General features: G+C 50.5%; 25 protein-coding genes and 1 riboswitch. Of the genes, 17 read left to right on the plus strand and 8 right to left on the minus strand.

Annotation, left to right across the window (positions count from 1 at the left end; all coding sequences use genetic code 11):
- Positions 1-258, plus strand: a 258-nt coding sequence (locus C557_RS0112030) for an integrase core domain-containing protein (RefSeq protein WP_018752118.1), incomplete at its 5' end; no start/stop codon positions are given.
- Between the two features lie 260 nt (positions 259-518).
- Positions 519-1,472: a primosomal protein DnaI gene (gene dnaI / locus C557_RS0112035; RefSeq protein ID WP_018752119.1), complete on the plus strand. Its 954-nt coding sequence runs from the start codon at positions 519-521 to the stop codon at positions 1,470-1,472.
- Between the two features lie 138 nt (positions 1,473-1,610).
- On the opposite strand, the gene C557_RS24715 is transcribed toward dnaI, so the two are convergent.
- On the minus strand, positions 1,611-1,766 hold the full coding sequence (locus tag C557_RS24715) for a hypothetical protein (RefSeq protein ID WP_018752120.1): 156 nt from the start codon (positions 1,764-1,766) through the stop codon (positions 1,611-1,613).
- Between the two features lie 286 nt (positions 1,767-2,052).
- On the opposite strand from C557_RS24715, the gene trxA reads away from it, so the two are divergent.
- Complete coding sequence (gene trxA / locus C557_RS0112045) at positions 2,053-2,370, plus strand: thioredoxin (RefSeq protein WP_018752121.1); 318 nt, start codon at positions 2,053-2,055, stop codon at positions 2,368-2,370.
- A gap of 111 nt (positions 2,371-2,481) precedes the next feature.
- Positions 2,482-4,482: an excinuclease ABC subunit UvrC gene (gene uvrC / locus C557_RS0112050; RefSeq protein WP_018752122.1), complete on the plus strand. Its 2,001-nt coding sequence runs from the start codon at positions 2,482-2,484 to the stop codon at positions 4,480-4,482.
- 11 nt (positions 4,483-4,493) lie between these two features.
- On the opposite strand, the gene C557_RS0112055 is transcribed toward uvrC, so the two are convergent.
- Both C557_RS0112055 and C557_RS0112060 read right to left on the minus strand, forming a co-directional pair.
- The gene (locus C557_RS0112055; RefSeq protein WP_018752123.1) at positions 4,494-5,654 is read right to left on the minus strand and encodes an epoxide hydrolase family protein; all 1,161 of its coding nucleotides are present in this window, start codon (positions 5,652-5,654) and stop codon (positions 4,494-4,496) included.
- A 95-nt stretch (positions 5,655-5,749) separates the two neighbouring features.
- Entirely contained in the window at positions 5,750-7,465 is a 1,716-nt protein-coding gene (locus C557_RS0112060) for a CPBP family glutamic-type intramembrane protease (RefSeq protein ID WP_018752124.1), read from the minus strand.
- Positions 7,466-7,959: 494 nt separating this feature from the next.
- Positions 7,960-8,118, plus strand: a riboswitch (cyclic di-AMP (ydaO/yuaA leader).
- A 105-nt stretch (positions 8,119-8,223) separates the two neighbouring features.
- On the opposite strand from C557_RS0112060, the gene C557_RS0112065 reads away from it, so the two are divergent.
- Positions 8,224-9,558 carry a TrkH family potassium uptake protein gene (locus tag C557_RS0112065; RefSeq protein WP_018752125.1) on the plus strand — a complete coding sequence of 445 codons (1,335 nt, stop codon included), beginning with the start codon at positions 8,224-8,226 and terminating at the stop codon, positions 9,556-9,558.
- A gap of 16 nt (positions 9,559-9,574) precedes the next feature.
- Positions 9,575-10,243: a potassium channel family protein gene (locus C557_RS0112070; protein ID WP_018752126.1), complete on the plus strand. Its 669-nt coding sequence runs from the start codon at positions 9,575-9,577 to the stop codon at positions 10,241-10,243.
- 103 nt (positions 10,244-10,346) lie between these two features.
- On the opposite strand, the gene C557_RS0112075 is transcribed toward C557_RS0112070, so the two are convergent.
- Positions 10,347-11,258 carry a LysR family transcriptional regulator gene (locus C557_RS0112075; RefSeq protein ID WP_018752127.1) on the minus strand — a complete coding sequence of 304 codons (912 nt, stop codon included), beginning with the start codon at positions 11,256-11,258 and terminating at the stop codon, positions 10,347-10,349.
- A 215-nt stretch (positions 11,259-11,473) separates the two neighbouring features.
- Between C557_RS0112075 and C557_RS0112080 the strand changes: the two genes are divergently transcribed.
- The 11 genes from C557_RS0112080 to rpsN all read left to right on the plus strand — a co-directional run bounded on the left by C557_RS0112080 (position 11,474) and on the right by rpsN (position 20,910).
- Complete coding sequence (locus tag C557_RS0112080; RefSeq protein WP_018752128.1) at positions 11,474-12,145, plus strand: succinate dehydrogenase cytochrome b558 subunit; 672 nt, start codon at positions 11,474-11,476, stop codon at positions 12,143-12,145.
- Positions 12,146-12,272: 127 nt separating this feature from the next.
- Entirely contained in the window at positions 12,273-14,087 is a 1,815-nt protein-coding gene (gene sdhA / locus C557_RS0112085; protein ID WP_018752129.1) for a succinate dehydrogenase flavoprotein subunit, read from the plus strand.
- Entirely contained in the window at positions 14,032-14,817 is a 786-nt protein-coding gene (sdhB, locus tag C557_RS0112090; RefSeq protein ID WP_018752130.1) for a succinate dehydrogenase iron-sulfur subunit, read from the plus strand. Before sdhA ends, sdhB begins: the two co-directional genes overlap by 56 nt.
- 546 nt (positions 14,818-15,363) lie before the next feature.
- Positions 15,364-15,732 carry a RidA family protein gene (locus C557_RS0112095; RefSeq protein WP_018752131.1) on the plus strand — a complete coding sequence of 123 codons (369 nt, stop codon included), beginning with the start codon at positions 15,364-15,366 and terminating at the stop codon, positions 15,730-15,732.
- 203 nt (positions 15,733-15,935) lie between these two features.
- Positions 15,936-16,085 (plus strand): 50S ribosomal protein L33, encoded by a 150-nt coding sequence (rpmG, locus tag C557_RS24470; RefSeq protein WP_083930140.1) that lies wholly within the window; start codon positions 15,936-15,938, stop codon positions 16,083-16,085.
- A gap of 12 nt (positions 16,086-16,097) precedes the next feature.
- The gene (locus C557_RS0112100) at positions 16,098-17,297 is read left to right on the plus strand and encodes a GTP-binding protein (protein ID WP_018752132.1); all 1,200 of its coding nucleotides are present in this window, start codon (positions 16,098-16,100) and stop codon (positions 17,295-17,297) included.
- 94 nt (positions 17,298-17,391) lie between these two features.
- Positions 17,392-18,099, plus strand: a complete 708-nt coding sequence (locus tag C557_RS0112105) for a metal ABC transporter ATP-binding protein (RefSeq protein ID WP_018752133.1) — start codon at positions 17,392-17,394, stop codon at positions 18,097-18,099.
- Positions 18,045-18,929 carry a metal ABC transporter permease gene (locus tag C557_RS0112110; RefSeq protein WP_018752134.1) on the plus strand — a complete coding sequence of 295 codons (885 nt, stop codon included), beginning with the start codon at positions 18,045-18,047 and terminating at the stop codon, positions 18,927-18,929. The genes C557_RS0112105 and C557_RS0112110 overlap by 55 nt, the downstream gene beginning before the upstream one ends.
- Positions 18,910-20,151, plus strand: a complete 1,242-nt coding sequence (locus tag C557_RS0112115; RefSeq protein WP_018752135.1) for a metal ABC transporter substrate-binding protein — start codon at positions 18,910-18,912, stop codon at positions 20,149-20,151. The genes C557_RS0112110 and C557_RS0112115 overlap by 20 nt, the downstream gene beginning before the upstream one ends.
- A gap of 44 nt (positions 20,152-20,195) precedes the next feature.
- Positions 20,196-20,618, plus strand: a complete 423-nt coding sequence (locus tag C557_RS0112120) for a Fur family transcriptional regulator (RefSeq protein WP_018752136.1) — start codon at positions 20,196-20,198, stop codon at positions 20,616-20,618.
- A gap of 22 nt (positions 20,619-20,640) precedes the next feature.
- Positions 20,641-20,910 (plus strand): 30S ribosomal protein S14, encoded by a 270-nt coding sequence (gene rpsN / locus C557_RS0112125; RefSeq protein WP_018752137.1) that lies wholly within the window; start codon positions 20,641-20,643, stop codon positions 20,908-20,910.
- A 115-nt stretch (positions 20,911-21,025) separates the two neighbouring features.
- Here the strand turns inward: rpsN and C557_RS0112130 are convergent, their stop codons facing one another.
- From C557_RS0112130 to C557_RS0112145, 4 genes are read right to left on the minus strand one after another with little or no spacing between them, the layout of a single operon-like run.
- A complete protein-coding gene (locus tag C557_RS0112130) occupies positions 21,026-21,724 on the minus strand; it encodes an ABC transporter ATP-binding protein (RefSeq protein WP_018752138.1) in 699 nt (232 codons plus the stop codon).
- 22 nt (positions 21,725-21,746) lie between these two features.
- The gene (locus tag C557_RS0112135; protein ID WP_018752139.1) at positions 21,747-22,508 is read right to left on the minus strand and encodes an ABC transporter permease; all 762 of its coding nucleotides are present in this window, start codon (positions 22,506-22,508) and stop codon (positions 21,747-21,749) included.
- Positions 22,483-23,535 (minus strand): ABC transporter substrate-binding protein, encoded by a 1,053-nt coding sequence (locus C557_RS0112140; RefSeq protein WP_018752140.1) that lies wholly within the window; start codon positions 23,533-23,535, stop codon positions 22,483-22,485. Before C557_RS0112140 ends, C557_RS0112135 begins: the two co-directional genes overlap by 26 nt.
- 51 nt (positions 23,536-23,586) lie before the next feature.
- On the minus strand, positions 23,587-24,345 hold the full coding sequence (locus C557_RS0112145; protein ID WP_018752141.1) for a class I SAM-dependent methyltransferase: 759 nt from the start codon (positions 24,343-24,345) through the stop codon (positions 23,587-23,589).
- Between the last annotated feature and the right edge of the window lies 1 nt (position 24,346).

The following is a 24,346-nucleotide window of genomic DNA, read 5'->3' on the forward strand; positions in this document are numbered from 1 at the left end:
CAACTTAACACGTATCGCATGAAGGCCAGCATGAGCCGCAAAGGCAACTGTTATGATAATGCTTGTATAGAGTCTTTTCATAGCATTCTGAAGAAAGAGCTGATTTATTGCAAGCGATTTAAGACCAAGCAACAAGCCTACGATGAAATCTACCGCTATCTTGAGTTTTTCTACAATCGCAAACGGATCCACGGTTCACTAGGCTATTTATCACCGGTTCGTTTTGCTGCGCAGTTCAATAAGAGAAGAGTCGGTTAAAGAGTGTCCACTTTCTTGACAGAGGTCCATTCCTCATGCTAATCATTATAAAATGGCCGATTTTTAGGAAAAAGCCCAAAATTAACATGAGAATTTCCTGTTATATGTGCTATTTGGTGAAATACGGGCGAATTAGCATGAGGATTTCCTGTTAGAGGTATATTCGTTTTTGATTTGCTTCCGAATGGATCATGTCAACCTCTGGTTTTTGTTTTAATTCAAATCTAGTGATAAAAAGATGGATAAGAAGGTGAACTGCCATGGATTCACTCGGAGAGTTGCTGACGCAAATGAAAAACCCGCAGCTTAAGCAACGACAGGAGGAGCTTGCTGCTCGGCTGCTGAACGATCCGCTGGTAATGGAGTTGCAGAGTCAGCACCCGGAACTGGACCAAAAAACGTTGACGCGTGGAATGGCCAAGCTGTATCAATATGTGAAGGACAGTAATCATTGTGCCAACTGCCCCGGTCTGGACCGTTGCCCTAATGATTTCTCAGGTCACTTCACCAGGGTTACAGTCGAACAGCTAGGAGAAACCTCGCAATTGGTGGATCGTCAGGTGCCGTGCCCCAAGCAATTGCAATATGAGCGGGAGCTTGCGGTCAAGAAGCGGATTCATAGCTTCTATGTAGATGAGCGGGCGTTGGAGCAAGGCTATGATGATGTGGAGATCATGGCGAAGGATGCGATTCGGGCGCCTGCGGTGAATCAAGTGTTTGGTTACATTGATGGGACGAAGGAGCAGGGGTTGACGGCCAAGGGATTATACCTGGAGGGAGCTTTTGGCACAGGCAAAACTTTTCTCATGTGTTATATGCTCCATGAATTAGCGAAGGAAGGTCACTCCGGCGCCATTGTGTATATGCCGGAATTTGTGGAAGAACTGAAATCAATGATGCAGGATAGCGAGAAGCTGCGCGAGACGGTGGAGACGATGAAGCAGGTGGACCTCCTGATCTTCGACGATATCGGGGCAGAAAACCTGAATCCATGGGTGCGGGATCATATCCTGGGGTCGATCCTGAATTACCGTATGAACCGCAAACCTACCTTCTACACCTCTAATTATTCCCTGAGTGCCTTGGAGAAGCATTTGAGCTTTACGAGCAAGGACGGAGAAGAGCGTCATAAAGGCCAGCGTCTAATGGACCGGATTGCGCCGTTCGTCGATGTCATACAAGTAAAGGGTGCAAATAAACGCGGACAGGGCTGATTATGGCCCTGTGTAGCCTGTGTAGCCTTGGATACCCTAAGCCCTCGTCAAACATAATCAAGAAGCCCCGTTCCCCTCTGGTGAGGGAAGCGGGGCTTGCTAAGTTGATTTGCTGGGAGTGGATGATTTCCAAGCACACTAGCTGCCGAGGAATTTGATGATGACCATGCCGAAGAAAATGATGCTCATCAGCGTGAACATGCCAAAGAAACCGTTCATCAAATCAAAAAAATCATTGCGGGGTTCTTCGTTGATATGTTGACGCGGGTCGTTTGTCTGTATCTTGGCATCCATGGCGATAGGCCTCCTCAAAATAAAGATTATATATTTTGAAAAACATCAATGATGCATGTCATAGACAAAGCCGTTTTTGGTTAATATTAGTATAACCAAAGCCCCTTCCATTTGTAAAGAAGGCTTGCTCACGCACTTTCTTTTTTTTAGTGGGTTGTGGTATAATGACTTGGCAGTCCCCTCGTGGTCTGCTCATATTTACTATCTCGTAAAAAACATGAGTTGTTCGTGGTCCTTGCTGGCATTGCCTTCAGGCCCTGGGCACAAACATAAGGAGGAATTGGTTATGGCCATCGTAAATGTAACCGATCAGTCTTTTAATAATGAGCTTGAAGGGCAAGCACCCGTTCTTGTCGACTTCTGGGCTCCGTGGTGTGGTCCTTGTAAAATGATCGCTCCGATTTTGGAAGAACTGTCAGGTGAAGTGGGAGATGCGGTGAAGATCGCTAAGTTGAATGTCGACGATAACCCGGAAACGGCTTCTCGTTTTGGTGTTATGAGTATTCCTACATTGATTCTGTTCAAGGATGGTCAACCGGTCGATAAGATCGTCGGCTTAAATTCCAAGGACACGCTGAAGAACCTGATTGCTAAACATCAATAAGTCAGGCTATCAGGCACATTGTCTGGTGCCTTGGATGACGCCTCCGGATGGACCGGGGGCGTTTTCTGTGTTAATTTATCGTAATAAGCAGAGGAGAAAGGAGGGGAAGGCATGGATTCCTTTACAAGTGAAGCGCTGGAACAGGATAAGGCGATGGAAGCGATTCGTCATAAGCTGGCGTTGCTGCCTGACTTGCCAGGTTGTTATTTAATGAAGAACAAGGATGGCTTGATTATTTATGTAGGTAAAGCCAAGGTTTTAAAAAACCGGGTCCGCTCTTATTTTACCGGCAGCCATAATGGCAAGACGCAGCGGCTTGTCTCCGAAATCCGCGATTTTGAATATATCGTGACCGGCAGCAATATGGAAGCACTTATTCTGGAATGTAATCTGATCAAGAAACATCATCCACGGTTTAACGTACTGTTGAAGGATGATAAGACCTTTCCATACATTAAAATTACGAATGAACGACATCCCCGGTTGGAAGTAACGCGGCGGGTGCTTAAAGATAAAGCAAAATATTTTGGCCCTTATCCTAATGCCTATGCTGCTCAGCAGACCAAGAAGCTGCTGGACCGTATGTATCCGCTTCGCAAATGCAACGTAATGCCCAAGGAGGTTTGCCTGTATTACCATATTGGGCAATGCCTGGCGCCCTGTGTTCAAGAGGTAACGCAGGAGACCTATGATTCCATGATCCAGGAGATCGTGTCATTCCTGAGCGGTGGACATGAGGAGATCAAGCGGGAGCTGCAGCGCAAGATGCATGAGGCGGCCGAGGAACTGCAATTTGAGCGGGCCAAGGAACTGCGTGACCAGATTATCAATATCGATGCCCTGATGGAGAAGCAGAAGATTACGATGAACGATGCCAAGGACCGCGATGTGTTCGGCTACGCGGTGGACAAGGGCTGGATGTGTGTGCAGATCCTGTACATGCGTCAAGGGAAAATGATCGAGCGCCACGCGTCGGTCTTTCCGTTCTACGGGGATGCTTACGGCGATTTCCTGTCTTATGTCACGCAGTATTACAGCGAGAATCCGGCGCTGCCCCAAGAGATTTTGCTGCCGGAGATGAAGGAGTCTGTTGATACGGCGGACGCTGGTACGTTGCAAGCCGAAGGAGCAGAGGTTGAAGCGAATTCCTCTGCCGATAGGGTGGAGCAAGAAGATACTGTAGCGGAGGCAGCTCTTGACGCGGATAGAGAAGAGGGTACTGGCGGAGAGAACTTCACGCTGGATTCGACTTCCGGAGCGGCTGCCCTACAGCAGTGGCTTGGCGTGAAGACGCTGGTTCCACAGCGCGGACTGAAGCGGCAAATGATTACAATGGCCACGGAGAATGCCCGAGTGTCATTGGACGAGAAATTTCGCCTCATTGAACGGGATGAAGAGCGGACCTCCAAGGCAGCCGAGAATTTGGGCAAGGCTATTGGCTTGGAGAAGGTTACGCGAATTGAAGCATTTGATAACTCCAATATCCAAGGAACTAATCCCGTATCGGCGATGGTGGTCTTCATCGACGGCAAGCCGGCTAAGAAGGAGTATCGCAAATACAAGGTCAAGACCGTGGAAGGCCCGGATGATTATGAAACGATGCGTGAGGTGATTCGCCGCCGTTACGAGCGGGTGCTGAAGGAGGACTTGCCCCGTCCCGATCTGATTGTCGTCGATGGCGGGAAGGGACAAATATCGGCCGCCAGCGATGTGCTGGAGAACGAGCTGGGCCTTGATATTCCAGTGTGCGGCCTGGTCAAGGACGCGAAGCACAAAACGGCGCAACTCATGGCTTATGATCCGCCGGAGCCGGTCCACCTGCCTCGTGACAGTCAGGAATTTTATCTTCTGCAACGCATACAGGATGAGGTGCATCGCTTCGCGATTACGTTCCATCGTGAGCAACGCGCCAAGTCGATGGTCACCTCGCAACTGGATGCCATTCCCGGAATCGGGGAGAAGCGCCGCAAGGCGCTATTAAAGCATTTTGGTTCACTCAAAAAAATAAAAGAGGCCTCCGTCGAAGACTTCCGGCCTCTTTCTATAGGGGATAAGCTGGCTCGCGAGATTATAAATGCCCTTCGGGACGAGGAGCCACCGGAGGAGTCATAAAGTTAAGTTTATCAAGCCGTATTTGCCTTTCTAAAAGGCCTGCAAAATGCCCGGATATCCTCTGCCATAAGCTCTGGTTCTTCCATTGCCGTAAAATGCCCGCCGCGTGGTATTGTGGTTATTGAAGCAATATTAAAGTTCTGCTCTACCCATTTTATTGGTGGCTGCATGATATCAGCAGCGAAAAGAGCAAGTCTGGTTGGTACCGATATATTCCCAATTGGCGGCAGCGAGTGGGTATTTTCATAGTAAATTGCCGTCGATGTTGCGATAGAATTTGTTACCCAATAGATCATGATATTTGTAAGTAGCTCATCTTTACTGAATTTGTTTAGAGGATCCCCGTTGCAATCGCTCCATGTCCTGAATTTTTCCAGAATCCAGGCGGCTAGACCAACTGGAGAATCGGCAAGCCCATATGCAAGCGTATTTGGCTTTGTGGATTGGATTGACATATAAGCTCCCTCATTGGCCATCCAATTTTGGGAGCTTTGTCTATATTCAAGCTCTTCTGCTGTAAGATGATTTACATCTTTTACTTGCAACAAGTCGCGGACAATACCGACATCTGTCAGGTGTATGCCATATAACAGTTCCGGGTGGCTTGCTGCCAGATATCTGGTGACTCCGGAGCCAATGTCACCGCCAGCGCCGACGAATCTTGCATATCCGAGTACCTCGGTCATCAATTTGGCCCAGAGTTCGGATATAATGAAGTTATTTACACCGCCATGATCAGGCATATCTGAGAACCCAAAGCCGGGCAGAGACGGAATAATGACATCGAAAGCATCCTCTGGGCTGCCGCCATGGTTTGCCGGGTCGGTAAGCAAAGGAATTAGCTTTAGGTATCGCATATAACTATCCGGCCATCCGTGGGTAAGGATAATAGGCAAAGGCCGAGGGCCCTTGCCATACTCGTGAATAAAATGCACCCGAGTTCCGTCAATATTGGTTCGGAATTGGGAGAATTGGTTCAATTTTGCTTCTTGTGCGCGCCAATCAAAGTGTTCACGCCAGTAAGAAACGAGTGATTGCAGCCAGGCTTGATCAGTACCTCGCTCCCAATCAACAGGAGTTAGGTTCTCCGGCCATCGCACATGTGCAAGTCGGTATTTTAAATCATCAAGAGCTTCTTGGGTTACTTTAATCTCGAAACGTTCAATGGGCATAGTTCTGCTCCTTTATCTAGTTTGTCAGCGAGGCTAAGAAACTATTGTGCCCGGGATAACTGGGGGCTAATTGTGCCGGCGTGCAATCTACTTGCTTACGGGGCTTCCAGCAGCTCCTCTTTTTGTTGCCTAGGCGGTTCCTTACGCTCCCTGCCTGGCGGGTTGAAGACATAAATGATATAAGCCACGATAGCCGGCAGAGCAATATAGAATACGCCAGCAGCGATATTCAGCGCTCCCCCCATAAACATCAAGTTCAGCGCCATCAGAATACTGTCGAAGATGACGTGGGAGAACACGGCGGCGGCGAAGCCGTAACGCAGGAAGACGAAGCTGAACAACAATCCAATGATGGTCAGTTCGATCGGTCTTGAAAAGACCGGATAGATCGGATACAACGTATGTCCCAGCGCCCAGATTAGCGTGGATAGCAAGCAGGCCACAAGGGTGCTGCGGAACATCTTCTTCAGCATCGGGATTCCAAACAACCGGTAGACGGCTTCTTCTCCGATCCCTGCCACCCAGGCCAAGAGCGGGAACAAGAGCGGATACACCATATTGTAAGGCGACTGGGTCGAATCGCTTGTCGACCAGGTGCCAATGGTCTTCTCCAGGATGAGGAAGATAATCGATTGTACGCCCAGCAGAATCAGGGCCCAGGCATAGCCATCGGTCATCGAGGCAAGCACATGACGTCCATATCCTGCTTCGCCCGCGCGCGGCCACGGATTCATTCCTTGCTGGCGCCATAATCCATCTCCGCCCACCAGTGAGAAGTAGAGGGCTACGGACATGCATAGGGTCGACACACTTTGGAAGACCAGCATGAAGACCAGCATAAACGGCTCGGAGCTTTCCTTCTCAAAAATAGGCAGCATGTTGAAAGCACCTATCATAGATAATACGAAATAAAGCGAGGTCAGGAAAATACCGCGTTTGAATGAAGTATGTCGTCTTGTTAGGACGCTATACACGATGGCAAGAATACCCAGGATAAAGCTCAAGAAGGAATAACCCGCAAAGGTAAGCCAAGTGGCGAGCGTCGTCTGCTTCTTTACATAACTCAAATGCTCGGCCGGAGGGGCAAAATAGCTTTCCAGCGAAGAGACGAAGCCATTTTCGTAATGGATTTGAATCTGCGCTTGGGAATCACCTACGGTATATCCATTTAAAGTATACAACAGGCCGACATCATCTTCTCCGGAAGCCAGCGTCAAATCAGCGTCAGCGAAGCCGAAGATAACCAGGTAAGGCTTGGCCATTTCCTCTTTCTCGGCCAGTGTCAAATCGCCCTCCCAGGACAACATGGTCTCGGGGGTCTCTGTCCCCAACTCCAGCATGTTCTGCTTATTCGTATTGTTGGCGGACAGAATTTCTTCAAAGGCAACAACCTGCCCGGAAGTCATATGTACATCGACGGTTAAAGCACTCAGCAGATCATCGGGCTGCTTGAAGAGAACGCGGAATACATCGTAAGGAAATTGCTGCTCATAGCTCTTCAGGTAGGAGGACAGCAGCTCCGCTTTCGTTAAATAACCCAGCAAATTAGAACGTGATTCGTAGGTAACGAGTGCCTTATCTTTAGACTGTTCAGACAAGTCCAAATGCAGAACGGATTGCACGAAATTCGCCGCTTGTTCTTTGGCTTGCTGTTTGCTGATGATCTCTTTGGATTGCTCCATCTGCAGCTGTTCCGAATCATTCGTAGGAAGCAACTCGACGGCGATAAATACGATTAGCCCTAGCGCAGCCAACAACCAAAGGGTACGGGGCTTCGGTTTGCGACCGGCAGGTTTCATGAAGAAATTCACTTGCACAGCTCCTTTTTGTTTAATAAGAGGTATGATTTCTACCCAAGTTCATCACAGTAAAGATAACACAGGTGAAGTGAACTTCGCCAGAATATCAGGTGAAAATATGAAAAGCGGCAATAAACCCGGCAACCCTTCGTATGGCTCAGATTCAGGGGGGCGTGGATGCAGAGTTCCCGCCTTTTCGCGATTTTCCCGTCTATTTAGGCTAAATGAAGCTTTGTCCTGGCAACAAATAAGGATTATAATCCATTTGATGAAAATGGATATGTAGTTCAAAAAGTCGCCTTCCCAGGACGAAGCAGTTCGAGAAGTGGATTCGACATCGAATCTTGAATTCACCCGGGACTTCCGTTGCTCACGTACCCAGTACGTACGCTGCGCTACTCAGCCCCTAGCTTCATTCAACCTTCTCGATCCTGAAAACCCGAATTTTTGAACGCCTATTGAACGCAATTAAGTGTGTATTGAAATTGAATGAAAGCAAATAATTGAAAATAAAATGGCCGAATTTCGATTGAAAACGGGGGAACCGGTTTTTTGGGGTGAATTTTGCTGAATCTCGCGAGCAGAGGCTCGCGGAGGAAGCAAATAGGGCAACTGTGCATGTCCGAATCCGTCAGCTAACCTCGCAGGCCTTTGCCGCAGGAACCAAACACCGAAAGGCATTGGATTTCCAGTGCTTTTTTATTTTTGCATTCTATCAAGAGGTCGTCACCTTTTGATCATGCAGTTCATGACAACAATGAGGTGAGCCTGTGGGATTACATAAATTGAATTTGTCTCCGCCCCAAATTCTGGTGACGGGATTTGCCCTGATTATTATGCTTGGCGCTCTGCTGCTGATGCTGCCCATTTCCAGTGTTTCCGGGGCAAGCTTGCCATTTATCGATGCCTTGTTCACGGCCACCTCGGCTACCTGTGTAACCGGGCTGGTGGTCGTGGACACAGGCACTTATTTCTCCCCGTTCGGACAAGTGGTCATTTTGCTGCTGATTCAAGTGGGTGGCTTGGGTTTTATGAGTATAGCCACGATGTTCTCTCTTGTATTCAAACGGAAAATATCGCTGCGGGACCGTCTGCTGCTGCAGGAAGCGATGAACCAGAATTCGATGGAAGGGATTGTTCGGCTGATTCGCAAGGTCCTGTTCTATTCCTTGATTATTGAATCCGTTGCAGCGTTGCTCTTCACCCTGCGTTTGGCTCTGGATATGCCTTTCGGGAGAGCTTTGTACTTTGGCCTATTTCATGCCATCGCCCTGTTTAATAATGCGGGCTTTCATTTGTTCGGAGGCAGTCATAGTCTGATGTCGTACGTGGCTGACCCGTTGATCAACGTGGTCTCCATCTTCCTGATGGTCTCCGGGGGCCTGGGCTTTGTCGTCCTGTCTGACCTGTTCGATATTCGCCATCGCCGCAAGCTGTCGCTCCATTCCAAGGTTGTGCTATCGATGACGGCAGCCTTGATCGTATCCGGGGCCTTGGTTATCTTTGTCTTCGAGTTCACGAATGCCGGGACGCTGAAGCCGCTGGACTGGGGCGGCAAGCTATGGAGTGCGCTGTTCCAGTCGGTGGCGCCGCGAACAGCTGGAGCCCATACGCTGGACATTGAAGCCCTCCGTCAGGCTACGCAATTCTTCATTATTATCTTGATGTTTATCGGGGCTTCTCCGGGCTCCACCGGGGGCGGCATCAAGACGACCACCTTCACGATTTTGGCCGGTGCGGTGCTGTCGATGATTCGCGGGCGTACAGACCTGGTACTGTTCCGTTATAGGGTGGTTCAGGAGCGGATCTTTAAAGCGGTAACCCTGACCATGATGTCGTTATTTTTCATCATTACTGTGGCCATCCTGTTGTCTTCCACCGAAGAAGCGGGGTTTCTGGCAATATTGTTTGAGGCGACCTCCGCTTTTGGGACAGTAGGCTTATCTATGGGAGTGACCGAGCACCTGACGACCATAGGCAAGCTCATCCTCAGCTTTACGATGTTCGCGGGACGTCTTGGACCGCTGACGCTTGCTTATGCACTGGGACCGAAGAAGGGGAAAGAGCCTTACCGTCATCCGGAAGGCAAAATGATTATAGGATAAGGGGATATTACCTTTCATGAGAACACAGCAGTTTGTAGTAATTGGGCTGGGACGCTTTGGCTCAAATTTGGCGCTGGAGCTGGTGGGCCTCGGTTATGAGGTGCTCGGCATCGACCGTAATGAGGAACTGGTTCAGGAGCTGAGTGATCAGTTGACACACGCCGTCGCCGCTGATGCCACTGACGAGGAAATGCTTAAATCGTTAGGGGTGCGCAATTTTGACTGCGGCATTGTGGCTATCGGCAATGACATCCAGATGAGCATTCTGGCAGCGATTTTGTTGAAGGAGCTTGGGATCAAGACGGTGGTAGCCAAAGCCATCTCGCTGCTTCATGGACGCGCGCTGGAGAAGCTGGGCGTAGACCGGATTATTTATCCCGAGAGGGATATGGGCATAAGGGTTGCCCACCAGCTTGTCACACCCAACCTGCTGGATTATATCGAATTATCCAAGGAGTTCAGCATTGTGGAAATGAAGGTCCCGGCTCGCATGCATGGCAAAAGCCTGGGGGAGCTGAATACACGCTCCCGGTTTGCCTGCAGTGTAGTGGCCCTTCACAGGGGCGATAGTCTCATGGTGGCACCGACGGCCATGGACCAGTTATGCGAGGGAGATATCATGGTGATTATCGGCGGGAACGAGAAGATGGAGCAGTTTGAGCATATGATCAATGAAGAAGCATAGTGAAGCAGCCGCTTGCATAGGTGTAAATCTGTGGGCGGCTGCTTTTTTTGTCTCTGTTGGATATGAGATATACGCAGGTTGAATGCTTCGGTCTTACGATGAATCACAATGACAAATCCCGAACCAGACGGTGACGTACCTGGGCAATCCATTCCTTCATGTCCCGGCTAAGCTCTGATTTGTCATCGTAGACGAGACAGGTCTCCCGGCGGGTCTGCTCCAGCTCGGGGATGGGGATGCTCAGCAGGCCGTTATCGCGCAGCAAGGACGCGCGCAGGTATGACTTGGGCAGCAACGCGACTGCTTTGCAAATGGGCAGGAGCCTCACGATGGCCTCGAAGGAGTCGATCTCCATCCGGATATCCGGAATGATGCTGTACCGTCCAAACAGATCGTCGATCAGCTTGCGATACCATGTGCCTTTAGAAAACACGATCATGGGCTGGCCGTTCAAGTCCTCCATGATGATGCGCTGATCCTGATAAATGGTGGACAGCTCCTGATCTTTGGGAACGACGAGCTCCAGATGGTCCTGGAATAAAGGCAGGCATTTGAGCCCGGTTTCACTGATAGATGAAGCAACCACACCGATATCCACCTTTTTGTGACGTACATAAGACACAATTTCATGCGTTTTTCCAGTTAACAGCTTAAGCTCAATATCGGGGAGCTTCTCCATCAAGGTGGTGACAAGCGGCGGGAGCGTTGTCTGAATGGTAGTCAAGCTGGCTCCGAGTGTGACCACGCTGCGTTCTGCCGTTTTGAAGCGGGAGACGGCCTGCAGGAAGGTCTGATGCCGCTGCCGCTGCTCCAGTGCATACAGGTAGGCCTCCTGACCGATGCGGGTCAGCTCCAGCCGTTTGCCTTTCCGGTGAAATAGCGCGATCCCCCATTCCTCCTCCAGCTTGGCAATTTTGCGCGACAGGGCTGGCTGCGAGATGTTGAGCACCTTGGAGGCCTGATTTAAACTGGATTGCTCCACAACTGTCGTAAACACCAAAAATTCCTCCAGCATGCTGCCTCCTTTTTATGGCATTTCAGGAATCTACAGGATTCCTTATGCACATTAGTTATAATAATTAATAAGTATATTGCAATTCCATTATAAGATGAAAAGGAGTAACATGAAAAGTGACACAAGTTGTTCACATGTTACCTTTGTTACAAACTATTTTACAATTGCGAAATTTGAAAAGAGATGCACAACCAAGGAAAGGGGTACACGCACTTATGAAAGGGTTTTATTCCAGAAAACTTCATTCGCTTCTGGGTGTCATTCCGTTGGGCGCTTTTCTGCTGGAGCATATGGTCACCAACTTCTCGGCGGTTGAAGGAGGCAGCGAAGGCTTCAAGGAAGCTGTAGCCTTTCTGAACGGCTTGCCGCTTGTATTGTTGCTCGAAATGTTCGGGATTTGGCTGCCGCTGCTATATCATGGCGTCTATGGCATGTACATCGCCTTTCAGGCCAAGCCCAACAACGGACGATTTAACACGGAGCGCAACTTGCGTTATCTGCTGCAGCGGATTACCGGTGTAATCGCCTTTGCCTTTGTGATCTGGCATGTGCTGGAGACACGGGTGCAGGTGGCGCTTGGTCGTGTATCGCATGAGGAATTGGGCGGTGTGATGCATGATATCGTAAATCAGCCTATCTTCTTCCTGCTATATCTGATCGGCATCGTCTCTGCGGCTTTTCACTTTACGAACGGCTTATGGTCATTCCTGGTGAGCTGGGGCATAACTGTGGGTCCCCGTTCGCAGCGCGTATCTTCTCATATTTGCATGGGGTTGTTCGCCATCGTGTCCGTGATGTTCATCTGGTCGCTGATTGCGTTCCGCGACGCGGAGTTCCAGGCGGGGGGCGCAGCGTTGCTGGAAACGATCAAGGCGCTTGCGGCCTAGGCCGCTTGCTCGGATAGTAAGAGCTGAAGTAAGAGACGGACGGCAATTGCCAAGGGCGAGCAGTCCAGCAGCCCGGCCTGGCTATCCGTCCATACGCACTACAAAACGTTTAGGAGTTGAAACAGAGATGGCTAAACAAAGCTTGATTGTTGTAGGCGGCGGCCTGGCCGGGCTGATGGCCACGATTAAATCGGCGGAGGCAGGCGTACCGGTGCAGCTCTTTTCCCTTGTGCCGGTGAAGCGTTCCCACTCGGTGTGTGCGCAAGGCGGTATTAATGGCGCCGTGAACACCAAGGGGGAGGGCGATTCGCCGTGGGAGCATTTTGACGATACGGTCTATGGCGGGGACTTCCTGGCTAACCAGCCGCCAGTCAAAGCGATGTGCGAGGCCGCTCCCGGCATCATTCATCTGATGGACCGGATGGGCGTGATGTTCAACCGTACGCCGGAGGGGTTGCTCGATTTCCGCCGTTTTGGGGGTACAAAGCGCCACCGGACAGCCTTTGCCGGGGCAACGACCGGCCAGCAGCTACTGTACGCTTTGGATGAGCAGGTACGTCGCTATGAGGCGGCCGGGCTGGTGACCAAATATGAGAACTGGGAATTTCTATCGGCAGTAATCGATGATGAAGGCATCTGTCGCGGCATTTCCGCACAAAATTTGCGTTCGATGGAGATCGTTACCTTTGCGGCGGATGCGGTTATTCTGGCCACCGGTGGTCCGGGCATTATTTTCGGCAAAACAACGAATTCCGTCATTAATACGGGTACGGCTGCCAGCGCGGTGTACCAGCAAGGGGTTACCTACGCTAACGGCGAGTTTATCCAAATTCACCCTACGGCCATTCCGGGGGACGACAAGCTGCGTCTCATGTCCGAATCGGCGCGGGGCGAAGGCGGGCGCATCTGGACGTACAAGGATGGCAAGCCATGGTATTTCCTGGAGGAGAAATATCCGGCTTACGGCAATCTGGTGCCGCGGGATATCGCAACACGGGAAATCTTCAGCGTGTGTATTGATATGAAGCTGGGGATTAACGGGGAGAACATGGTGTACCTCGATTTGTCGCATAAAGATCCGAAGGAACTGGACGTCAAGCTTGGGGGCATTATCGAAATCTACGAGAAATTTATGGGCGATGATCCGCGCAAGATTCCGATGAAAATTTTCCCGGCAGTGCACTATTCCATGGGTGGCATGTGGGTCGACTACAATCAGATGACCAGCATTCCCGGGTTGTTTGCGGCGGGCGAATGCGAATATCAATATCATGGAGCAAACCGGCTTGGAGCCAATTCGCTGGTATCAGCTATCTATGGTGGGATGGTCGCGGGACCAAAGGCGGTCGAATACATTCGCGGCTTGAAGAAGTCGGCGGCGGACGTCAATCCCGCGGTATTTGACAGCTTCCGCAAGGACCAGGTTGATAAATATGAGGGTCTGCTGGCGATGAATGGAACGGAGAACCCTTATGTGCTGCACAAGGAATTGGGCGAGTGGATGACAGCCAACATGACGGTGGTGCGTTATAATGACAAGCTGGAAGCGACTATTGGCAAAATTAAAGAGCTGAAGGAACGCTACGGGAAAATCAATATTAACGACACGTCCCGCTGGAGCAATGCCGGAGCTACATTTACCCGTCAGCTCTGGAATATGATGGAGTTGGCCGAGGCGATGACGCTGTCGGCGCTGCTGCGCAATGAGAGCCGAGGAGCCCACTATAAGCCGGACTTTCCGGAGAGAAATGATGAGGAATTTCTGAGAACAACCAAGGCGTCCTGGACGCCGGACGGACCACGGATATCATACGAGGCGGTGGATGTATCCCTGATTCCGCCGCGCATTCGCGATTATTCCAAGGACAAATTAGGAGGGAACACGGATGGCGATGACCGAAGCGGAAGTAAGCGGGAACAAAATGAAGGTGAAGAAGGTTAAATTCATCATAACGCGTCAGGATGAACCTGAGTCCAAGTCCTATATCGAAGAGTTCGAGCTGGACTATCGTCCCGGCATGAATGTGATCAGCGCATTGATGGAAATTCAGCGCAATCCGGTGAATGGAAAAGGGCAGACGACCGCCCCGGTCTGCTGGGAATCGAATTGCCTGGAGGAGGTATGTGGCGCTTGCTCGATGGTGATTAACGGCAAGCCACGACAGGCTTGCGCTGCTTTGGTGGATCAATTGGAGCAGCCGATCCGGCTGGAGCCAATGCGGACCTTTCCGGTCGTGCGTGATCTCATGATTGATCGTACCCGCATGTTCAACGCGCTGAAGAAGGTGAAGGCCTGGATTCCTATCGATGGCACGTACGATCTGGGGCCTGGTCCCCGTATGGCGGAGAAGAAACGGCAGTGGGCCTATGAGTTGTCCAAATGTATGACCTGCGGGGTTTGTCTGGAAGCCTGCCCTAATGTGAATGAAAAGACTAACTTTATGGGGCCTGCAGCCATTTCCCAGGTTCGCCTGTTCAATGCCCATCCAACCGGGGAGATGAATGCCGAAGAACGCCTGGATGCCTTGATGGAGGATGGCGGCATCGAAGGCTGCGGCAATTCACAGAACTGTGTTGTGGCTTGTCCGAAGGGCATTCCATTGACAACCTCGATTGCCGAAATGAACAAGGCCACAACCAAGCATATGTTCAAGCGTTGGTTAGGAGTTTAAGAGCAGCACATGCATACGATGATAAAAATGACATTCAAAAGATTCCGTTTTGAATGTCTTTTTTTTTGGATTAAAACAAAAACCAGAGGTTGACATGATCCATTCGGGAGCAAATCAAAAACGAACCTACCTCTAACAGGAAATCCTCATGCTAATTCACCTGTATTTCACCAAATATGACATATAACAGGAAATCCTCATGTTAATTTTGGACTTTTCCCAAAAATCGACCATTTCATAATGATTAGCAGGAGGAAATCCATATAAGTCCCCGATTCTGGCGGATTTAAGCTATTTAGCGGGAGTTTTTCCCTATAATAAGAAGAGGAACCCCCGAATAGAACCTGGGAACCAGCGGTATTCAGTGAATTCTTGGGATACGTGCATTGCACCTCATAAGTCTTGCTAACGATCAACCGCTAATTTTTAAATTGAGCTTTTTTTTAGAATAAATTCATCAGAACGCCATTAGATAAATAGGAACATTTGTTCTATAATTATGTAGCGTGTTCATTATAACCAATTCATTCAAGGAGTGGAATAGCAATGAGCAATTTAATTCGACATGAGATTAATGAAGAATATGCTTATTCCGGTTTTGTGGAAGCTGGAGATTTTATTTTTCTTAGCTTCTGCGTGGGCAATGTTGGAGGCTCGGTCGAAGACCAAGTGGAAGGTGCGCTCAATAACATGAGCGAGCGGTTAGCCAAGGTGAATTTATCTTTGGATTCTGTAGTGAAGATGGACGTACTGCTTAGAGATGTTTGGGATATCCCTGTCATGGAGAAGGTGTTCAAGCAACGATTTAAAGGGAATTATCCCGCAAGAAAAACCATTTCCACGGAATTTGCCCACGTAGGCGGTCCTGATGGGCTTAAAGTTCAAATTGATGCTGTGGCATATAAAGGGAAATAGCCTGTTATGGCGGCAAAAAGATAGAGAGACAGCGATTTTTGCGGTCTCTTTTTGATGGCTGCCCTTACTGACCCGGGGTGACGCTTGGCCACATCATTGTGTTATAAAGAGTGTCCACAGTTAACTTTCCCCGGTTGACACCTGGAAAACGAACATGTAATATAGTTAAATCGTAAAAATTACGAAAAAGGAGATGCTTTACCATGAGAGTTGTGATTACTTTAGCTTGCACGGAAACCGGAGATCGGAATTACACCACGACCAAAAACAAAAAGACCCATCCTGAACGGATGGAATTGCGCAAATTTTGCCCACGCTTGAGAAAATACACATTACACCGCGAAACACGCTAGGAGGCTTATCGTATGCTGGCGCAACAAACCGAAAGAATACCGGTCACCGTGCTAAGCGGCTATCTCGGGTCCGGCAAGACAACCTTGCTGAATCATGTCTTGCATAACCGGGATGGATTGCGAGTTGCCGTGATCGTCAACGACATGAGCGAGGTTAATGTCGATGCCAATCTGGTGAAGTCAGGCAATACCTTGTCCAGAACTGAAGAGAAACTGGTGGAGATGTCCAACGGCTGCATTTGCTGCACACTGCGTGATGATCTGCTGGTTGAGGTGCAGAAGCTGGCCGCGGAAGGCCGGTTTGATTACATTTTAATCGAATCCTCGGGTATCAGCGAGCCTGTTCCCGTGGCCCAAACCTTTACCTATGCCAACCCGGAATTGGATATTGATCTAACCTCCCTGGCCCGGCTGGACACGCTGGTAACGGTTGTGGATGCGAACCGTTTCTGGCATGATTTTGCTTCAGGAGAAAGTCTGCTGGATCGGGATCAAGCAGTCTCGGCTGCGGATTACCGCGATATTGTAGACCTGTTGATCGACCAGATTGAGACTTGCGATGTGCTGCTGCTCAATAAATGTGATCTGGTTGCCGAAGATGAGCTGGTCAAGCTGGAGGCGGTGCTTAGAAAGCTGCAGCCAACGGCCAAGCTGATTCGTACGGTGAACGGGGTAGTAAATCCGAAGGAAATTTTGAACACAGGGCTGTTTGATTTCGAGAAGACAAGTATGTCCTCCGGCTGGATTTCTGAGCTGGGCAAGGAAGAGCATACTCCGGAAACGGAGGAATATGGAATCGGGTCATTTGTGTACCGTAGCAGAGTCCCTTTCCACCCGCAGCGGCTGAGTTATTTCTTCAGCAATTGGCCGGAAGAAGTCGTACGGGCTAAAGGGCTGGCCTGGATTGCCGCTCGCGGCGACATGGCTGCAAGCTTGAGTCAAGCTGGCCCATCCATTCAATTCGGCCCGGCTGGTTATTGGCTGGCAGCGCTGCCGGAGGAGCAGCAGCGTGAAGTGCTGGCAGAGGAGCCGGGGGTGCGGGAGCGCTGGGATGCGAAGTGGGGAGACCGAATGACAGAGCTTGTATTTATCGGAGTTCAAATGAATCGGTCTGACATTGAAGCCAGACTTGGCCGTTGCTTACTGACAGAAGCTGAAATGCAGCAGGATTGGAGCAAGTTTAATAATCCGCTGCCATGGCCGAGGGAATAGAAGAATGGTAAATAAAGCATCTTTACAAATCGTAATATTTACGATAATATAATTCGGTAAATACGTAATTATTACGATTAAAGGAAGATGCTTTATGGTATTGTCCTCAATGCGCGAGGTGGTGTTTGGATATGGGAGCGAGCCGGTGATTGAAAATCTGTCGCTGGATATCAAGGCCGGGCAATTGATCGGTATCGCCGGTCCCAACGGTGCGGCCAAGTCAACCCTGCTGAAGCTGATGTTGGGATTGCTAAAGCCTTGGAGTGGCTCTGTCCAGTTCAACGAAGCGGACTCGCATGGAGCCAAGCTGGCGGTGGCTTATGTGCCTCAGCAGGTATCCTCCTTCAATGCGGGCTTTCCCAGTAAGGTTAGCGAGCTTGTTCGCTCCGGCTGTTATGCCAAGCTGGGCTGGTTCCGGCGTTTGGGGAGGGAACAGGAACAAATCGTTGAGCGATCCCTGAAGCAGATGGATATATGGGAGTTGCGGGATCGGAAAATTGGAGAATTATCGGGTGGACAAAAGCAACGAGTGTGTCTTGCCCGTGCCTTGGCTCAGGAGCCGCAGGTGCTGGTGCTGGATGAACCGGGAACGGGCATGGATGCGGCCGGCCGAGCCCAGCTATACGGCTTGCTGCGCGAGGATGTGAATCGGCGAGGGAGCACTGTGATTATGGTGACTCATGCGCTGGATGAAGCAAGCCCGTACCTGGATACCTTGATTAGCTTGGAGCGGAAGGAAGATGAAGGATGGCAATGTTCGGTTACGAATTTATGCAACGGGCCTTTTGGGCAGGAGGACTGATCGGAATTATTGCCCCTTTGCTAGGTGTGTATCTGATGCTCCGCCGTCAGGCGCTGATGGCGGATACGCTTTCTCATGTTTCCCTGGCAGGGGTGGCCCTGGGCTCGGTCCTTCATCTTGATCCTGCCCTTTGTGGCTTTGCCGTGGCCGTGGCCGGAGGAATTGTCATTGAACAGCTTCGTCGCTCCTATCGTACATACAGCGAGCTGCCGGTGGCGATCATTATGACGTCTGGTTTGGCTCTGGCGGTGGTATTGATGGGTATGCAGCAAAATTTGAGCAAAAGCTTCAGCTCTTATTTATTTGGTTCAATCGTGGCTGTCAGTGACACTCAATTAAGGTTGATTGCCGTTGTGGCGTTAATAGGCTTAATCTATTTCATCGGTCTGCGTCGGCCGCTTTACCAGCTAACCTTTGATGAAGAGACAGCCGCCGTATCTGGTGTGCGCGTGAAGCTGCTCTCCTTCTCCTTTGCCGTGTTAACAGGTATGACGGTAGCGGCTGCGATGCCGGTGGTTGGCGTGCTTCTGGTATCGGCTTTGATCGTGCTGCCCGCCTCGCTGGCGTTGCGGGTGGCCGGAGGCTTTCTGTCTGCGATATTTATCGCCATAGCTGTGGGCTTGACGGGCGTGTTCTCCGGTCTGACGGTCTCGTATGTGCTGGACACCCCGTCCGGCGGAACGATCGCACTGATTTTACTTGTGTTCCTGCTGATCACCATTTTGTGTCAGCGTGTCATGCGTTACAAGAATCGCCGGGGAGCCGGGAGGCAAGTTAAACAACAATTTAAACCAAAGGAGTCTATCAAACATGAAGTCTTGGAGTCATAGTTTGGCCGCATTATCCTTAGCCGCCATGCTGGTCATAGCCGGCTGCGGTTCAAATGGCAAGCAGACTGCTAACACAGGTGAAGCAGGCAATCAGGTTACGCCTGCTTCGTCCTCTACCGAGAAGCTGCTGGTCAAAACGAGCTTTTATCCGATGTATGAATTTACTCGCCAGGTTGCAGGTGATCTGGCTGAAGTAGAGAACTTGGTGCCTGCCGGAGTGGAGCCCCATGATTGGGAGCCCAGCCCGCAGGATATGGCCAAGATTACAGAAGCGGACGTCCTGGTCTACAACGGGGCTGGCATGGAGGGCTGGATTGAGCAGGTCCTGGATAGCATGACAGGCACGGATCTGATTACGATTGAAGCCAGTCAGGGATTGGAGATTATGGAGGGCGAAGGCCATAGCCATGATCATGGCGAGCACGCGCATGAGGAAGGCGAGCACGCGCATGAGGAAGGCGAGCATGGTCATGAGGAAGGCGAGCACGCGCATGAGGAAGGCGAGCATGGTCATGAGGAAGGCGAGCACGCGCATGAGGAAGGCGAGCATGGTCATGAGGAAGGCGAGCACGCGCATGAGGAAGGCGAGCATGGTCATGAGGAAGGCGAGCACGCGCATGAAGAAGGCGAGCATGCGCACGAGGAAGGCGAGCATGGTCATGAGGAAGGCGAGCATGGTCATGACCATGACCATGGGGGACTGGACCCGCATGTATGGTTATCACCGGCTTTAGCTATTCAGGAGGTCCGCAATATCGAGAAGGGTCTGGCGGAGGCTGCACCTGAACATAAGGATGCCTTCAAGGCGAATGCCGATGCTTATGTAGCCAAGCTGGAGGCCTTGGATCAAGAGTTTACGGATGGATTGAAGGACGCAAAGCGGAAGGACTTTATTACACAGCATGCCGCATTTGGCTATTTGGCCAAGCAGTATGGATTAACCCAGGTTCCGATTGCCGGGCTATTCCCGGAGCAGGAGCCGTCCGCTTCCCAGATGGCCGAGATTGTGGATTTTGCCAAGGAGCATAACGTCAAGATGATCTTTTTTGAGACCCTGGTGTCCTCCAGCGTGGCCGATACGATTGCTTCCGAAATTGGAGCCAAGTCGGCAGTTCTTAACCCGATTGAAGGGTTAACAGAAGAAGACATCAGCAAGCAGCACGACTATCTTGCGCTGATGCGGCAGAATCTGGAAGCCCTGAGGGCCGCGTTGAATGAATAGTTTGAACTGGATAAAGCATCAATGCCAATGAGGAGATGGAGCGGATGAAGAGCCAACGGGATCGCATGGTCCAAACAATGACAGACAAGGGTCTTCGCATTACGGCACAGCGCAGGCTGATTGCCGATCTGTTCTCCATTTCCACCGGCTTTGTGCTGCCCCGTCAGGTTCATACTTATATTTCCGAGCATATTCCGGGAGTGAGCTTCGATACCGTGTACCGAAACCTGCGCTTACTGGTGCAAATCGATCTTATTGAGCAATTTGATTTCCCGGAAGGGGTTCGCTTCAAGCTGCGCTGCGGCCCCGAGCATCATCACCACCATTTTATCTGCCTCAAATGCGATAGAACGTATCCGCTGGATTTTTGTCCAATAGAGAGCGGAATTTCTCCGCCGGAGGCGTTTGAAATTGTGTCGCACAAATTTGAAATCCATGGAATATGCGGGGAATGTGCCCGTAAATGACCGAATACAAGGAGGATTGAATATGGCTAAGAAATCGAAGGTCGTGAAAGAGTTGAAACGGCAAGCCCTGGTAGAGAAATATCAGGAGAAGCGCCGGGAGCTGAAGGAAAAGGGGGATTATGCCGCCTTGCAAAAACTTCCCCGGGATTCCTCCCCTACACGCTTGCATAACCGTTGCGGAATTTCAGGCCGCCCCCACGGTTATCTGAGTAAGTTCAAAGTATCCCGGATCGTCTTCCGTGAGCTTGCCCATCAAGGGAAAATTCCCGGAGTGAAGAAGGCGAGCTGGTAAACGGAACGATTTCCGTATCAATGAAATGACTAAGTGACAAAACCCTCCCTGCAAGGCAAAATCCGCTGGAATGATGAGCGGGCTTTGTCTTGATCAGGGAGGGTTTTGATTTGTATTATACCGAGCAGAGCTGCTCCAGAATCTCGGCACGCACCTTCATTAAATCGAGGTCCTTGAGCGAACGCTCTCCCTGGGGCGAGTCCAGAGCGATGCGCTGGGCGATGGTATGAGATTTTGCCGAGAGGATCACAATTTCGTTGCCCAGCAGCAAGGCCTCATCAATGTCATGCGTTACCATCACGATGGCGCAGCCGCTCCGTTCCCATAAAGCAATCAGCTTCTGCACCAGCTCAAAGCGAAGATGGTAATCCAGTGAATGGAACGGCTCGTCCATGAGCAGCAGGTTGCCGCCGTAATGGAAGGCACGGGCAATGGAGCAGCGCTGGCGCATCCCGCCGGACAGTTGATCCGGATAATGGTTCTGATATGAACCCAGACCCACCTCGTGCAACAGAGTTGAGATGAGGTTTGGCTCCGTTTCTTTTTGGACAAAAGCGATGTTCTCCCCTACCGTGCACCAAGGCAGCAGACAGTCCTCTTGAAAGACATAGGATACCTTCAAGTCAGGGTGAACGGTCATGTTGCCTCCATCCGCAGGCAATGTCTGAGCGAGAATGTTCAGCAGCGTGGATTTTCCGGCTCCCGAGGGACCCAGCACGCAAATGATTTTCCGTTGCTCGACGTTAAGATTGATATCGAGCAGCACCGGCATGCCTGAATAGCTTTTGGTTACATTTTGCAGGTGTACGATCATGTGAGCATGGATCCTCCCATAGCTATTTATTGGAATGGGCTACTCCGCGGGCTTTGTTGCGAAATATCCCTGTCATTAGCCACTTGATGATGTTCCAGAACAAAGCCATGAATAAGGCCAAGGCAAAAACCTTCCCGGTATCCAAATTTGTCCTTGCCTCCGATAATAGCCCGCCGATACCCTGTGAAGAGGTCAGCAATTCAGCCATCACAGCCAGCTTCCACCCTAATCCTGCCGAGGTGATCATCCCTGCTCTTAAGTAGCTGCTAAGGGACGGAAGCACGATCTGCAGCAGGACCTTTCGGCGCGGCACGTTGAATACCTGGGCCATACGAATCAGCTTGGCATCGATGTCGAGGAAGCCTTCATACAGATTGGTGAACAGCACGGGGATTGTCGATAACACTATGATAAAGATCGACGGCATGTCCGTTAGGCCAAACCAAATAATGGCGATCCCCAGCCACGCAATGGGCGGGACGGATTGCATCATATCAATAACAGGCTCGACATAAGGCTTCCAGCGTGGCCGCAGGCCGATCACCAAACCAAGCCCCCCACCTACAAGCAATACACCAAGCATACCTACTACAAGCTTGAGCAAAGTACGACAGACGGCGTAGTAAAAATCCCCTTCCCCCAAATAAGCGATGGAGGCGCGTAGAGTGTCCAGGGGACCCGGCAGGATAAAGGGTTCCATGCGGAGAGCCAGAAGCTGCCAAATCAGGCACAGGAGCAGAAGGGAAAGTCCCCTTTGACTAAGGCTGATAATAGAACGGCTCATCCGGGAGCTTGCCTCCAATGCTGTCCTCACTATAATGAAGCAGCGTCTCGTAATACTTGGTTAAGACTTCCCGGCTCTCCCAGGCAGGGGCAAAGTCCAGTGCCATATGAGGGATGGCTTGCTCTACCACCTTGGCATCCAGCTTCAAATATTGATTCGCCAATTGAGCGGCCTCCTTGGGATGGTCAAGCGTCCACTTAAGGGCCTTGGCGTATTCCTCCTGAAAGCGTGCAACCAATTCAGGAGCTTTGGCGATGACGGATTGCTTGGTAGCCAGACCAGCGTTGGGCAGATCCGTCTCCAGCCCTGTTACTTGCTGCCATTCCAGCTTGTAATCGGCGATGGAGCGCACCTGATCATTTTTCATCTGAATGGCTGTAATTTGCGGCTGAATGCTGACGATAGTAGAAGCTTTGCCAGACAGCAGCAGCTGGGGTCCCTCGGCAAGCTGGGTGTATTGCAAGGTCACGTCTTCTCCCGGAACCAGACCATGCTGCTTCAAGAAGGTTTGGGTAATATAATCGACAGGGGAAGATTTCATAGGGAGATATAGAGTGGTTCCTCTTAAATCCTCCCACTCCTTCACATTGGCATCTGTGGTCACCATCCCCATGACAGACCATGTATTGATGTTCATCAGCGCCAGGTCCATGCCTTTGTTATACATAATGACAGCATTGTTTAGCGGCAGGGCAAGAAAGCTTACATTCTCGTCTTTGGCCAAGGCCCCTAAGGTATCCATAGATTCCCAGACTTTAAAATCCATCTGAACGGATTCGCCCATTGCTTTGGAGTCGATCATTCTTAGAATGGGCAAAGATGGAGGGGAAGGTGGCCCCCCTATAGTCAGTGTTACTGGCTCTGCAGGCTCGGTCGTTGCCGCTCCTTCTGCGGACTCCGTTGTTGCTGGCTGCTGAGCATTATCCGGAGCAGCATTGTTCCGGGTACTGCATGCGCCCAATAGTAAAGCCAAGCCTAGCACGAAGCAGGCCAGGATGAAATTGTAAGGTTTGAAATTAAGCTTCATGACGGATATCCTTTCAAGCTTTTATAGTTAACGATCTATTAATGAGTCAAATCAGTCAGGCTTGCGGCTGCAAACGGCGATATATTGAAGGTCCTTGCCTGAGGTATTAAAGAAGGCATACATTTTCTTGAATTGAGGGAAATTCTCTTTCTTCAAGCCGTTTTTTACGATACGCAGTGCCCCCCAGATTCCTTCATCCCGAATTAGTCCCGTCGGCTTCATAAGCGACATATCACCGGATTCGTGGGCAACCTTGGTAAATCCAATTTCGGAAAAGAGTTCCTCCCATCTTGGTACAGGCAGCGGCTCCACCTGTACATGGATCGTCTCCCGCAGCTCGGCCAGCAGCTCATGCATATGCTCCTTCGTAAAGGTGATGTCATGCGTCAGCAGCAGGCCTCCCGGCTTGAGTACCCGGTAATATTCACGGACTGCCTTCTCTTTGGCAGCCGTATTCAGCATCGTCAGCATCGCTTCATTGATGACGATGTCGAAGCTGGCATCAGCAAAGGGGAGATTCATGGCATTAGCTTGCTGTACGTGAATGTACTCTTCCAGGTTGGCATTTTTAATATTTTGTCGCGCCTTGGTCAAGGCCTTGGCATCCATATCGATGCCTGTAATATGACATTGGTATTGCTTGGCTAGCTGAATCGAGGTTGTACACATGTTGCAGGCCACCTCTAGCACATGGCTGTTCTTAGTGATTCCGGCTTGCCGGATGAGCCAATTGGTAGCGACTACCCCACCTGGCCGCAGGCGCTTTTTACCCAGCTTGGCGAGAAAATTATGACCAACTTCCTTTTTCATA

This window comes from Paenibacillus sanguinis 2301083 = DSM 16941, assembly GCF_000374825.1.
Taxonomy (GTDB): domain Bacteria; phylum Bacillota; class Bacilli; order Paenibacillales; family Paenibacillaceae; genus Fontibacillus; species Fontibacillus sanguinis.

Excerpts from the sequence above, each read along its gene's own strand:
- sdhA (WP_018752129.1), top strand. The coding sequence starts at position 12,273 with ATGGCTAAACAAAGCTTGATTGTTGTAGGCGGCGGCCTGGCCGGGCTG.
- C557_RS0112095 (WP_018752131.1), top strand. The coding sequence starts at position 15,364 with ATGAGCAATTTAATTCGACATGAGATTAATGAAGAATATGCTTATTCC.
- dnaI (WP_018752119.1), top strand. The coding sequence starts at position 519 with ATGGATTCACTCGGAGAGTTGCTGACGCAAATGAAAAACCCGCAGCTT.
- C557_RS0112110 (WP_018752134.1), top strand. The coding sequence starts at position 18,045 with ATGGCAATGTTCGGTTACGAATTTATGCAACGGGCCTTTTGGGCAGGA.
- trxA (WP_018752121.1), top strand. The coding sequence starts at position 2,053 with ATGGCCATCGTAAATGTAACCGATCAGTCTTTTAATAATGAGCTTGAA.
- C557_RS0112075 (WP_018752127.1), bottom strand. The coding sequence starts at position 11,258 with ATGCTGGAGGAATTTTTGGTGTTTACGACAGTTGTGGAGCAATCCAGT.
- sdhB (WP_018752130.1), top strand. The coding sequence starts at position 14,032 with ATGGCGATGACCGAAGCGGAAGTAAGCGGGAACAAAATGAAGGTGAAG.
- C557_RS0112120 (WP_018752136.1), top strand. The coding sequence starts at position 20,196 with ATGAAGAGCCAACGGGATCGCATGGTCCAAACAATGACAGACAAGGGT.
- C557_RS0112130 (WP_018752138.1), bottom strand. The coding sequence starts at position 21,724 with ATGATCGTACACCTGCAAAATGTAACCAAAAGCTATTCAGGCATGCCG.
- rpmG (WP_083930140.1), top strand. The coding sequence starts at position 15,936 with ATGAGAGTTGTGATTACTTTAGCTTGCACGGAAACCGGAGATCGGAAT.
- C557_RS0112070 (WP_018752126.1), top strand. The coding sequence starts at position 9,575 with ATGAGAACACAGCAGTTTGTAGTAATTGGGCTGGGACGCTTTGGCTCA.
- C557_RS0112080 (WP_018752128.1), top strand. The coding sequence starts at position 11,474 with ATGAAAGGGTTTTATTCCAGAAAACTTCATTCGCTTCTGGGTGTCATT.
- C557_RS0112135 (WP_018752139.1), bottom strand. The coding sequence starts at position 22,508 with ATGAGCCGTTCTATTATCAGCCTTAGTCAAAGGGGACTTTCCCTTCTG.
- rpsN (WP_018752137.1), top strand. The coding sequence starts at position 20,641 with ATGGCTAAGAAATCGAAGGTCGTGAAAGAGTTGAAACGGCAAGCCCTG.
- C557_RS0112055 (WP_018752123.1), bottom strand. The coding sequence starts at position 5,654 with ATGCCCATTGAACGTTTCGAGATTAAAGTAACCCAAGAAGCTCTTGAT.
- C557_RS0112115 (WP_018752135.1), top strand. The coding sequence starts at position 18,910 with ATGAAGTCTTGGAGTCATAGTTTGGCCGCATTATCCTTAGCCGCCATG.
- C557_RS0112145 (WP_018752141.1), bottom strand. The coding sequence starts at position 24,345 with ATGAAAAAGGAAGTTGGTCATAATTTTCTCGCCAAGCTGGGTAAAAAG.
- C557_RS24715 (WP_018752120.1), bottom strand. The coding sequence starts at position 1,766 with ATGGATGCCAAGATACAGACAAACGACCCGCGTCAACATATCAACGAA.
- C557_RS0112140 (WP_018752140.1), bottom strand. The coding sequence starts at position 23,535 with ATGAAGCTTAATTTCAAACCTTACAATTTCATCCTGGCCTGCTTCGTG.
- C557_RS0112100 (WP_018752132.1), top strand. The coding sequence starts at position 16,098 with ATGCTGGCGCAACAAACCGAAAGAATACCGGTCACCGTGCTAAGCGGC.
- uvrC (WP_018752122.1), top strand. The coding sequence starts at position 2,482 with ATGGATTCCTTTACAAGTGAAGCGCTGGAACAGGATAAGGCGATGGAA.
- C557_RS0112105 (WP_018752133.1), top strand. The coding sequence starts at position 17,392 with ATGGTATTGTCCTCAATGCGCGAGGTGGTGTTTGGATATGGGAGCGAG.